Source organism: Syntrophales bacterium (assembly GCA_030655775.1).
Taxonomy (GTDB): Bacteria; Desulfobacterota; Syntrophia; order Syntrophales; family JADFWA01; genus JAUSPI01.
Genome location: JAUSPI010000098.1, coordinates 26,831 through 37,813 on the forward strand (window position 1 = coordinate 26,831; position 10,983 = coordinate 37,813).

Annotated in this window: 8 protein-coding genes; 3 read left to right on the top strand and 5 right to left on the bottom strand. The window is 45.3% G+C overall.

What is annotated here, in order from left to right; genetic code table 11:
* Positions 1 to 12: 12 nt before the first annotated feature.
* The gene (locus Q7J27_05140) at positions 13 to 1,032 is read left to right on the top strand and encodes a DUF362 domain-containing protein (protein MDO9528531.1); all 1,020 of its coding nucleotides are present in this window, start codon (positions 13 to 15) and stop codon (positions 1,030 to 1,032) included.
* Positions 1,033 to 1,045: 13 nt separating this feature from the next.
* Here the strand turns inward: Q7J27_05140 and Q7J27_05145 are convergent, their stop codons facing one another.
* Entirely contained in the window at positions 1,046 to 2,503 is a 1,458-nt protein-coding gene (locus Q7J27_05145) for an amidophosphoribosyltransferase (protein MDO9528532.1), read from the bottom strand.
* Positions 2,504 to 3,033: 530 nt separating this feature from the next.
* Between Q7J27_05145 and Q7J27_05150 the strand changes: the two genes are divergently transcribed.
* Together Q7J27_05150 and Q7J27_05155 are read left to right on the top strand one after the other, a co-directional pair.
* Entirely contained in the window at positions 3,034 to 4,635 is a 1,602-nt protein-coding gene (locus tag Q7J27_05150) for a Na/Pi cotransporter family protein (GenBank protein ID MDO9528533.1), read from the top strand.
* A 176-nt stretch (positions 4,636 to 4,811) separates the two neighbouring features.
* Positions 4,812 to 6,014 carry a M20 family metallopeptidase gene (locus tag Q7J27_05155; GenBank protein ID MDO9528534.1) on the top strand — a complete coding sequence of 401 codons (1,203 nt, stop codon included), beginning with the start codon at positions 4,812 to 4,814 and terminating at the stop codon, positions 6,012 to 6,014.
* A gap of 75 nt (positions 6,015 to 6,089) precedes the next feature.
* Here Q7J27_05155 and Q7J27_05160 read toward each other — a convergent pair whose 3' ends face one another.
* The 4 genes from Q7J27_05160 to Q7J27_05175 all read right to left on the bottom strand — a co-directional run bounded on the left by Q7J27_05160 (position 6,090) and on the right by Q7J27_05175 (position 10,569).
* Positions 6,090 to 8,099 (bottom strand): PAS domain S-box protein, encoded by a 2,010-nt coding sequence (locus Q7J27_05160; protein ID MDO9528535.1) that lies wholly within the window; start codon positions 8,097 to 8,099, stop codon positions 6,090 to 6,092.
* An 89-nt stretch (positions 8,100 to 8,188) separates the two neighbouring features.
* Positions 8,189 to 8,374, bottom strand: coding sequence for a circadian clock KaiB family protein (locus tag Q7J27_05165; protein ID MDO9528536.1), 186 nt, complete (start codon positions 8,372 to 8,374; stop codon positions 8,189 to 8,191).
* Positions 8,375 to 8,534: 160 nt separating this feature from the next.
* Positions 8,535 to 10,217 carry a PAS domain S-box protein gene (locus Q7J27_05170; GenBank protein ID MDO9528537.1) on the bottom strand — a complete coding sequence of 561 codons (1,683 nt, stop codon included), beginning with the start codon at positions 10,215 to 10,217 and terminating at the stop codon, positions 8,535 to 8,537.
* A gap of 4 nt (positions 10,218 to 10,221) precedes the next feature.
* Positions 10,222 to 10,569, bottom strand: coding sequence for a hypothetical protein (locus Q7J27_05175; protein ID MDO9528538.1), 348 nt, complete (start codon positions 10,567 to 10,569; stop codon positions 10,222 to 10,224).
* Positions 10,570 to 10,983 lie beyond the last annotated feature (414 nt).

Genomic DNA, 10,983 nt, shown 5'->3' on the forward strand with positions numbered 1-10,983 from the left:
ACGGATGATAAAATGGATGAACCCATCTTCCAAAAAACCGATGGTAACATCGAAAATTATATTGTCTCTCTCCGTTCACTCCTTTATAACCTGGAGTCCCCTTTCCGAAAAGGTGACTCGGTTGCCATCAAGCTTCACTGGGGAGAAAAGGGGAATACAAGTTATCTGCATCCACGGTACGCCAGAGAAATCGTAGAGTGGCTAAAGGAGCATGAAACAATTCCTCTCATTTTCGATACTACCGCCCTCTATTCAGGCGGCCGTCGCACGGGAAAAGACTCACTTAAAACAGCAGCAGAACATGGCTTTACAGAGGAGTACCTTGGCTGCCCGGTCGCGATAGGGGATGGAATGGACGGCAAAAATGTAATCGACATAGATGCACGGTTCAAGCATTTTGAAACTGTACAGGTTGCCGAGCTTTTGGAAAAGGTGGACGGGTTTTTTATTTTTTCCCATTTTAAGGGACATATGGTTGCCGGATTCGGGGGTGCCATAAAAAATATCTCCATGGGATTCGCCTCACGGGCACAGAAACAGAGGATGCACTCTGATGCGCATCCCGTTTTGAACAGGGAAGAGTGTACCAGATGCGGCATTTGCGTCGATTCCTGCCCCACCGGTGCTGCAACAATCTCCGGGGATGAATATCCTGAATATGACTTAGAGAAATGCATCGGATGCGCTCAGTGCATTGCACTATGCCCTCAACTCGCGCTAAAAATTTTCTGGAATACTGACGAAAAGGTCTTTCAGGAAAAACTGGTTGAAACAGCCGCGGCAGTGTGGAAGCGTATCAAGGACAGGACCCTGCTGGTAAATTCCCTCCTTACAATAACTGCCGACTGCGATTGCATGCCCGGGCATAATCCTAAAATAGCCGAAGACCTGGGTTTCCTGGGAGGGTACCATCCTGTACTCTTAGATAGAAAATCGATGGAACGTATAGAAGAAGAACCCTTCAACAAGACATATCCTCATGTTCCATGGAAAAGACAGTTTGAGTATGCTGAAGAGATCGGTTTTATTTGAGGGGATACTATCTCTATGTATTTTTAACAGAGAACACGCCGTCAAAACACTTCAGACACAAACCTTCTCTCGGAATCAAAAGGGCCGAAACAAAGGCATCAATCGTGTTATACTTAACGGAGTCTGCATCTATCTGTTTTGCTATCCATGCCTCCATCTTCTTCAGATCGTCCATAGAGGTAATATGTCCCGTTTTCATATAATGCCGGGCGACCAACTCTTCATAAGAGCGGGTCGATATACCGTAATCGCATGGGTACATCAGAGGGGGACAGGCAATACGTACATGCACCTCTTTGGCGCCTGCCTCCTTTAAATCTCTCACCTTGTTCAAAATTTGAGTTCCCCGAACGATTGAGTCATCACACAGAACAATCTTTTTCCCTTTAACTGCATAGGGAAGCACAGACAGCTTTCGCTCTGCCATCTTTTCGCGGGCAAGCTGTGTTGCCTGCATATAACTGCGATCGGCATAGCGATGATAGAGAAACACTTCCTGGTAATTAATCTTAGAGCGTTTGTGATATCCGAGTGCGTGGCCTATCCCCGACATTGGAACGGGTGCAACAAGATCAGCCGTCAAATCCCCTTCGTCCATATCTCTTTGGGCAAGGGTTTCACCCAAATTGCTTCGAGCCTCCTGTACATAAACACCATCTATAATGGAATCAATGCTCGCCGTATATGCCCACTCGAAAGCGCAATGTGCACTGCGTGGCGAATCCACCTGCCCCACGGTTTGAAACCCTTTGTGGTCTATAAGGACGATCTCACCGGGACGTACATCCCGAAAAACCTCCATGCCCAGATTCTTGATGGCACGGGATTCGGAGCTTACCGCATACCGTTCAGAATCCATACCCAGCATAAGCGGTCGAACTCCATAAATATCACGAGCCGCATAGATTCCGTCTTTGGTTAAAACCACCAGTGAGTAGGAACCTTTGATCTTCTCGGCAAGTGCACTAATGCCGCTGACAATATCGGGTTTTTCTATGATAATCTTGGAAATTATCTCTATGTCGTAACCTTTGTAAAAAGAGATTCCCTGACTCATTATTTCTTTCATCAGGTCATCAGCGTTAATAACTTTACCGCTGAAAGCGACGGCAATCCCCCCGAGTCTGGTCTGCCACTTCATCGGTTGTCTTTCCCAGAGGCTTACATGCCCTATACCCCAATTGCCATTTAAACTTTTTAATTCTTCATCGGTAAAGGTATTAATAACCTTGCCGTGGTGAGTGACGTGATTTATTTCCTGACCGAAAGATGCTTCATCTTCATATTCCTGTTCCTTCAGTTTAAGGAAATCAATCTGGGTTGCCTTCTTGACATCCGGATCAAAAGTAGAAATTCCGCAATATTCCTGTCCACGATGTTGAAGGAAATCAATCCCCCGGTAAATATCGTAAACACACTCTCTTTTTGAATATAAACCGAAAACACCACAGTTTTCTTGTACTAACTTCATGGCCCAACTCTTCTCTTCGTTAATATCTATACGGTACTTTTAAAAAAATAAAATGCGGCTACCCAAAAGAGCCGCAATATCATTGACTGCCTTTATGGCAAGATACAAAAATTTACTTTTTTATAGATGAGGAAGTATAGGAAAATGACTCCTGTGTCAATGAGAAAGTCTCTTTATGAAATATATAAAAAGCGTGTATACATTAGATGATAAACTTTGCACGAGGGCATCCCTGCTGTTTCATAAAAGAATCATCTTCCCCAAAATAGACATTGACCCTTCCAACACAGTAGGATAGGCGTCCCGCCTGTCCATAATGGTGAATCGCTTAGACAGCCGAGACGGCTGTCCTACGGGATGGGGAGGACAGTCTTTATTTTCAATGTCTATTTTAGGGATCTTTAAATGCTTCTAAATTCTGAGCATCTATGATAAAAAATAGACAGGTGTTCAGAAATCAGTTTTCAGCAAAACGGTAGACGCTGATCGTCTATTCCTTATCCTTAAAGATATACGTCAGGAATTTTAACATGATTAAAGGGCTTATACTCTTTGCGACCGGATTGGTCTTCTTTCTGTTCGGGATGTTTAAGCTGAGTGCCGAGATAAAGAGACTCTTCAATAACATCCGGATTCGTGAATATTTCAGATATTCCATCGAAAAACCGATCTACGGCGTAATTACCGGTACTATTTCAACCATTCTTTTTCAAAGCAGTTCGGCAACCTCTGCCCTTGTCGTAGGGATGGTCAGTGCCGGCCTGATCAGCTTCTACCATTCCCTGGGCATAATACTGGGTGCCGGTATCGGAACGACTTTTACCATACAACTTGTAGTCTGGAAGTTTACCGACATTTCTCCTGTTTTTATAGTTTTCAGTGGTATCCTGTGGCTTTTAGGAAAAGGATATTGGAAAACAATCGGTGAAGCACTGTTCTATTTTGGTCTGATATTCTTTGGTTTGAGTGTAGCAGCCGAGGCAACCGCGCCCTTGAAGAACAATCCTGCCTTTGTTACTTTCTTTCAGGAAACAAAAAACCCACTGCTCGGCGTTGCCGCCGGCCTGTTCTTTACGGCAGTCGTCCAGGCTTCGGCCATACCGATCAGCATTCTTGTTATCCTCGCCCAACAGGGATTGATAACCATTGACAATTCCCTCCCTATCATTTTCGGGGCAAATATCGGAACAGCAGTCACGGCCATCCTGGCAGGTCTCGTCGCCAATACAGGCGGAAAGAGGAGCGCACTTTCTCATTTACTTTTCAAATTCTTTGGAACAGTAATTTGTCTTTGCATTTTGCCTGTTTTTATAAAGGTTCTGAACGGCCTTTCTTCAAACGTTGCCCAACAGATTGCCCTTGGTCATGTTATGTTTAATTTTCTGATAGTCATCATCTTTATATTTCTCCTCAAGCCGTTTGCACGGTTGATTGAAAAAATCCTGCCCGGCAAGGAAGAAGTTTTGCCGATCTGGCCTATATTCCTCGATGAAAAATGTTTGTCTAAACTCGAAGATGCTCTGGAATGCGTCAAAAAAGAGCTGCAGAGACAGATCATCCTTGCTCAAAAAATGTTTTCCGAGAGTTTACTTCTGATATCTGACTTCAGTTCCGGGGAAAAGAGAAATATCCTCTATGTCGAATTGATAGTAGATAATCTATACAGAGAAATATCCGGATATCTGTGCAAAATTCCCAGCGGTCATTTTTCGCCGGAGCAGTCAAACAGATTCTTTTCTTATGCAGGAATGATTGGCGATATTGAGAGGATCGGCGATCACTGTGTAAATCTGGTTGAACTATCTGAAAACAAATATAAGACAAAAATACCGTTTTCTCAACCGGCAGAGAACGAACTGCAGGAAATTCAAGAGTTGACGTTCAAAAATCTCGAAGAAGCCGTCTCGCTTATTGAGAGGAGGGACGAAGAAAAGATACGATCAATTTTCGAGCGAGAGGAAAAAATTGATATTAAAGTGAAAGAAGCCACTGAAAGACATCTGGAGAGATTTCACATGGGAATCTGCCAGGCTGCAGTCGGTCCTATTTTTCTCGAAATACTATTAAATCTCGAAAGGATATCGGATCACTGTGAAAATATTGCCGAGTACAGCGAGAGTTTGAAAGAATAAAACTGTCAAGCTAAAACCTTTGTATAATTACGGCCTTAGTCATTGCGAGGAGCAGAGCGACGCGGCAATCTTTCATAATTACAGTGGATTGGAGATTGCTTCGCTATCGCTCGCAATGACCTTGTTTGTATTATGCAAAAGAACAAATGCCAACCGGACGATGAGGTAGAGCGATCATGGAAAAGAGAAAGGTAAAACAGCTCATTGAACAGATTATTCCTTCAATGATCGAGCTTCGACAAGATATTCACTCCAACCCTGAACCAGGATTCAAAGAATTTGAAACAGCCGGAAAAGTCCTGCAAAAACTGGAGGAGATTCCGGATATACATATCAGAAAAAATATCGCTGGAACAGGAATAGTAGCCACCTTGGGAAGGAATAAAACCGGACCCTGCGTTGCTCTCCGCGCCGATATGGACTGCCTTCCAATACAGGAAGAGACGAATAAACCGTACGCCTCCAAGCGACCCGGATATATGCATGCGTGCGGACACGATGGTCACACTACCTGCCTGGTTGGTTCCGCACTCGTATTGGCAAAAAACCAGGATGAATTAGAAGGGCCGGTAAAATTTATCTTTCAACCCTCCGAGGAATTCGATGCCGGAGCACAGCTAATGTGCCGGGAAGGAGCACTGGAAGATCCGAAGGTGGATGCGATATTCGGACTCCACTGTTACTCGGGAAGAGGGCTTCAGCTTGGAGAAGTCGCCGTTTGTAAAGGGTCGGCAATGGCAGGAAGCGGGAATTTTAAAATTACCGTTCATGGGAAAGGAGGACATGCAGCATATCCTCATATTTGTATTGATCCTATCTATGTCGGTATGCAAATAGGCAATGCCCTCCAATCCATTGTGTCCCGATCAACAAATTCACTCAAAAGTTCAGTCGTAACCGTGGCAAAATTTCATGCCGGCACAGCAACAAACATCATTCCCAATCAAGCTGTCATGGAAGGGACATTTCGCGCTCTTTCACCCAGGGTGCTTAAAAAAACCGCTGAACAGATCAAAGAGTTATCAAAGCAGACTGCCAAAGCATTTGGAGCAGATGCCACCGTCACAATCGAAGAAGGTTATCCTGTCCTTGTAAACCATAAGGAAAGTACAGCCATTTTTGAGAAAATTTCACAGGATATTATAGGGGAAAAGCTGGTAAAGGCAAACCATCCCCCACTGATGGGTTGTGAAGATTTTGCCTATTATACCGAGCAGATTCCTGGAACATTCTGGTTTCTCGGCATTAGACCTCCGGAAGCTACAGACTATCCGCGTAATCATCACGCGAAGTTTGATTTTAACGATGACGCGCTCACTATCGGAATAGAGATGCACTGCGAGATCGCGCGACGCTTCGCCTCCCTCTGGGGGAAATAATACAAAAGCATTTTTGAAGCTCCCCGCAACAAGTTGCGGGGAATCTCCGACTGTTAATGAGATCAGGTCTTCAACTCACTTCACACCTTTCATCTTAAGCACAAAAACAGCGCCTTTCGGTGTGTTGTCCTCAACACGAACACTTCCACCATAATTTTCTATGGTATTCTTTACTATATGCAATCCCACGCCTGTATGGGCATCTTCACCAAATACAAAGTTCTCTTCAAAAATCCTTCCCTTTATCTCGTCAGGAATCCCGATCCCATTATCGGCAATCCTGATTTCACACATATCCCTTGCTTTTTCTATCTTTATCTCTACCCTGTCAGCCTTCCCATGAATTGTGGCGTTGGCTATTATGTTGTCTATTACTGAGCTCAGGGCCTCATCGGCAAGAACCTGCCCCTTCCCTTCAATCGTAAACCGGATGGAGGAATAGCTCTTCATTACTTCCTTTATCGTGCTTCCGATATTGTACAGCTTAAGGTCTCTGCGGGACGAAATGAAAATCTCAAGCTCCTTCATACTTCTTATCAAATCAACACTCTTCCCGACACGGCCAGATGCCTCTTTGAGGAGCCTCTCTTCCCTCGTTTCTCCATAAAGTCTCAGGGCGCTCCTGATAACGGACAGGTCATTTATTAAATCATGCCTTAAAATCTTGTTAATCATTGCAACGTGCTCACGGCTGATCTTCAGTTCTTCCTCGGCCTTTCTGCGGTCGGTGATGTCAGTCAGGAAATTCAGAGTGGCTGTTTTCCCTTTCCAGTTTATCAAAACGGCATTCAGTTCTACCCACCTGATATTACCGTCTCTGTGGATAATCCGAAAAGAATAGAGGTGAGGAAGCTCCTCGCCCTTCATTCGCCTAATATATCTGTCGATAACCATGTCCCGGTCATCCGGGTGGATGAACTCAATAAATGGTCTTGCCATGATTTCCTCACCGGAATAACCGATCATCATGGTGGACACCGGATTGAGAAATACCACTTTATCATCCTGAACTACAAAAATGGCCTGGTTGGCATTCTCAAAAAGATTTCTATAGTTCTCCTCGCTCTCCCGCAGCGCTTCCTCCACACGCTTGCGGTCGGTGATGTCGTTATATAATACCTGAAACTGTCTTTCACCATCCCAGAGTACTTCTTTGCGGAAAACCTGAAGATGGCGGAGTTCACCGTCTTTCCTTACGATGCTTATGTCGTATTCGGACGGGTCATAATCACCTCGTTTTCTTTTTTCCTTTCTTATCTGGTGCTCGGCAAAACTCTCCGGAGTATAGCGATTTTCTGCGGGGGTTGTTTTCAATTCCTCAAGGCTGTTGCAACTATTGATATCCAGAATTACCCGATTAGCATAAATTGTCTCACCTTCTGCAGTCACGATGCGCACCCCCAGCGGGCAGTCATCCAGAGAACGGCGGAAGTTCTCTTCACTTTGGCGTTGCGACTCCTCCGCCCGCTTCTGGTCTTCGATCACGCTCTGTAGCGCAAGGCGCGATTGGTTGGAAGCCGCGAGCAACTCCTGCGCCAGCTTTTCGGAGGCTGCGATTGCATCGCTGCGCTTCTGCTCGGTCAGGTCGGTTGCCACCAGGAACAAGCAATCGGGCATCTCGTTGATGGGCAGGTTGCCCACCGAAAGAGAGGCCGGCACCGGTGTTCCGTCGCTGGCGGTAAGTACAAGTTGCTCGCGGCGTTTTTCGTCTGCGCCTTTTATCAGCAGTGACTGAAGAATTTGCTGACTGTCTGGGGCAACCCAGGTGTGGATTGTGGAACCGATCACCTTTTCAAGCGGTGTCTTGAGCATCTCGGCAAAGCGCCGGTTGGCATACAGAATCACGCCCTCCGCCGTCAGGGTCAGCGCGCCTTCGCCCATATTCTCGATCAGTATCCGGTAAGAATGATCGGCGCCCTTGAGCGTAAAGAGCTGCTCGCCGTCCACGCCCGAGACGACGAGCGCGTCCACCTCGCCGCTGCCAATGGCGCGCAAAGTCTCTTCGGCTTCGTCCAGCCGCGCGCGCAGGTCTTCGTTTTCAGCGACAAGCTGTTTTTGTGTTCTGCTTGTAGATTTCTTGAGCATGTCAACTCCCTGTTTCGGATTACTCCATTTCGGATTGCAGATTGCGGATTTCGGATTTCAACCCGCAACCGCCATTCCGCAATCTGCAATCAGGTCTTCTTCCTCAAATCCAGCCCCACTAGCACGCGTTCGGTCTTCGACATATCGCCGATGATGCGGCGCAGCGGGAGGGGCAATTTCTTGATGAATGTCGGAGCGGCGATGATCTGCTCGCCCTGTGCCAGTTGCGGCTGTTGGTACAGGTCGATCACATCCAGTTCGTAGCGCCCTTGCAGGTGCTACTCGCAATGACGGAGAGCTGATTGTGCAAAGCTCTCATAATTTCATTCTCTACCGATTTTCCTTATTTCAGAAGTTGGTACTTGTGAAGTAAATAAAGAAAAATACAGAATGTCAATAAGATATTTTCTTATGAATAATGGGGGGTAGAATTACCTATTGCTCAAGATTTTCAAGATATAATTGAAGATTTGCCTTTTTGTTGCTCAACCCGAGTTTTTTTCTGATATTTTTTCTGTGGATATCTATTGATCCTGTGGCTATCCTCAATATTTCTGCAATTTCCTTTGTTGGCTTGCCATCTTTTACGAGCACAGCCACCTTGATTTCTTGGGGAGTAAGATTGAACTGCCGTATGTTTTTCAGCAGGGGCGTTGCAATATTATGGAGATGTGCTTCTATGATATCAAGATTGAGTCGCTGTCCGACATCGAGACTCCCTTTTTTCATCTGTTCCACAAAGGGGACAACCAGATTCCGTACATTCATCACGAATTTCTCTTCCACGTCCTTCTTATCATCTACCCGTTGTCTCAAGAGAACCTTCAGCACCGTATTGAGTTCCTGAAGGTTCATGTTCTTGGTTTCCAACTCCACCGTTCGTTCCTTAACCATGCTCTCAAGATGCTTTAGATGCCTTTCCAATTCCCCCTCTGCCTGCTTGCGCTCGGTGATGTCGCGTGCGGCAGCGAAGATACCAGACACCTCACCTTTTTTATTGTGGTAAATGGTAGCGTTATAGAGGACAGGGGTCACGTGCCCGTCGCGGTGGCGAATCTCGAGCGGGTAATCGCGCACATGTCCTTCCGTAAAGACTTGGCAATATCCGGCGCGGGCCCCTTCAGGGTCGCTGAAGTAGTTGGAGAAGTCGGTGCCGACCATGGCATCCCTGGTGTAGCCAGTCACCCGTTCGGTGGCGGTGTTTACATCGGTGATTTTGCCGTCATGGCTGATAGTGAAGAGAGGGTCAAGGCTCGCCTCGATGAGACTGCGATTGTAAGCGTTTGCCTCCTTGAGCGCCTCCTTTACCTGCTTCCACTCGGTCATGTCGCGGGAAGTTAGTATGATTCCTTGAACTCGACCATTTTCATCTTTTGCAAAATTCCCGATTGTTTCAACCCAGATGTAGTGACCATCGGCATGTCTGACACGGTACTCAGCTCTTCCCGGCGTAGATGTGGCAACAGCATTTTTAAAAATACATTCAACTCTCTCCATGTCTTCCGGGTGCACAAAATCGAAAACAGATTTACCGACTGTTTCTTTCAGAGCATATCCCAGAACTATCCTATTAGACGGACTGTGATATTGGAGTATTCCGTTCGTATCAGTAAGGACAATCATGTCGGACATGTTAGCAGTAATGAGACTTAACATGTCCTCAGTTCGTTTTTTATCTTCCTGAACTGCTTTGAGCTTTTCACTCTCGCTATACAGCAGCGCATCGATCCTTGACACGTCGTCATTTTTTTCAACAATTGTCTTTGTAAGTTTGTCACGATGTTCAATCAGAGATTCGATGATATCGGTCTCGACGATTACACCGATGAATTTACCGTCCTCGAACACGGGCAGGACAAAGCTGCCGGTTTCTCGCATATTGGCCAGCACCGACTCGATGCTGTCAGTGCTTTCCAAACGAGGTTTCGGGGAAAGGCAGTCTTCAATAAGCTGGTAGGGAGATTGCACAATGTCGTCAGCTGTGACAACGCCCCTGAACTCGTCACCATCCATGACAACAAGAAACCGGTTTTTAAACAGCCTGTTTTGGACTGACGCAATTCCTTCCTCGGGCGAAGTGCATTCATATACAGACCGTATGATCTTACTAATCTTCATGGTTTTATTCAGAAGAAACCTTTATATTGTTAATGTATGTTACAATATTAATATCGACTTTTACAGTATCTCCTGCACTGATGTAAGGAAATACTTCACGTCTCAGGATATCTATTATATGGTCAACCGGTATGCGTTTTAGTATCCGCTTGTTTATAATTAGCCCCTGTACAATATCATCATCAATTTCGATGAGTTCGAAATTGTCAGGAGACAATAGCTGAAAACATTTTGCCACACCGAACTTCCCCTGAGAACATTTGGTTCCGAGGATTAAGATGTCTTTTATTGGCGGCAGTGAAATATCCTCGAAGTTAAGGGATAACGAATACTGTTTTGATCTTCCTTTCATTTGTTAATGCTCCTCCTTTTTGGTTGGTATAAATGCATGTTCGTAGTTTGAAATATTACAACAGACCTTTGGTATCTTCTATTAAGAGTATCGGCGAATATTAAAGAAAAGTTGAAGAGCAATAAGAGGAAAAGGCTTTCAGCTAACCAGCAGCTAACCAGCCCCGTTTATCAGCAGGTAAGAATTGAAGAGAATATCAGCCGTAGAATAGTATTCAACCCAACTTTGATATTTATAATAAGTCGATATAGCAAGTTAACATATAATCAAAAAAACTTAACCCAAATTCATGATTTGCGCCCTGAAAATTGCCGAAATCTGGCAGGCAAGAAAACATGATATGTTTAATTACAATACCTTACGATTGCAGGTAGCCTGAAACGTCATTTGTAGTGCCAGAAAATGACTCATGGA

Coding starts and splice junctions, on each gene's coding strand:
- Q7J27_05140 (MDO9528531.1), top strand. CDS start 13: ATGGATGAACCCATCTTCCAAAAAACCGATGGTAACATCGAAAATTAT.
- Q7J27_05145 (MDO9528532.1), bottom strand. CDS start 2,503: ATGAAGTTAGTACAAGAAAACTGTGGTGTTTTCGGTTTATATTCAAAA.
- Q7J27_05150 (MDO9528533.1), top strand. CDS start 3,034: ATGATTAAAGGGCTTATACTCTTTGCGACCGGATTGGTCTTCTTTCTG.
- Q7J27_05155 (MDO9528534.1), top strand. CDS start 4,812: ATGGAAAAGAGAAAGGTAAAACAGCTCATTGAACAGATTATTCCTTCA.
- Q7J27_05160 (MDO9528535.1), bottom strand. CDS start 8,099: ATGCTCAAGAAATCTACAAGCAGAACACAAAAACAGCTTGTCGCTGAA.
- Q7J27_05170 (MDO9528537.1), bottom strand. CDS start 10,217: ATGAAGATTAGTAAGATCATACGGTCTGTATATGAATGCACTTCGCCC.
- Q7J27_05175 (MDO9528538.1), bottom strand. CDS start 10,569: ATGAAAGGAAGATCAAAACAGTATTCGTTATCCCTTAACTTCGAGGAT.